General features: G+C 45.7%; 1 protein-coding gene. It reads left to right on the top strand.

Annotated features, from left to right (window positions below; translation table 11 throughout):
* Window positions 1-632 (top strand): IS256 family transposase (locus OPS28_RS02570; RefSeq protein ID WP_265607871.1); only part of this gene is annotated, 632 nt, incomplete at both ends.

Genomic DNA, 632 nt, shown 5'->3' with positions numbered 1-632 from the left:
GTGAAGAAGAACCAAACAAAACTCACTGATGAGATTGACCGTAAGATCCTGTCGATGTTTGCCCTTGGCATGAGTTATCGTGATATTCGTGGGCATGTAGAAGACATGTACGGCCTTGAGGTCTCTGAAGCCACAATTACAGGCGTGACTGACCGTTTGATACCAGAGCTTCAGGAGTGGCAGCAGCGCCCCTTGGATGCGCTTTATCCGTTTGTCTGGCTGGATGCCATTCACTACAAAATCAAAGAAAACGGGCGATACATCAGTAAAGCTGTGTATACAATCCTCGGCTTGAATGTCCAAGGCAAAAAAGAGTTACTTGGCCTTTATTTATCTGAATCAGAAGGTGCGAACTACTGGCTGTCAGTGCTGACTGACCTACACAATCGTGGTGTTGAAGATATTCTGATTGCCTGTGTGGATGGCCTAACCGGATTTCCTGAGGCAATAGCCTCTATCTATCCAGAGACGGAAGTTCAGCAGTGTGTTATTCATCAAATACGCAATTCGATGAAGTATGTTGCGTCAAAGCATCAGAAAGAATTTATGGCTGACTTGAAGCCAGTTTATCGTGCAGTGAGCAAAGAGGCTGCCGAGGCTGAGTTAGAGCGTTTAGAAGTTAAATGGGGCAA

It is taken from the genome of Alteromonas sp. ASW11-130 (assembly GCF_026183735.1).
Classification (GTDB): Bacteria; Pseudomonadota; Gammaproteobacteria; order Enterobacterales; family Alteromonadaceae; genus Alteromonas.
This window is presented reverse-complemented; position numbering and strand designations above follow the sequence as displayed.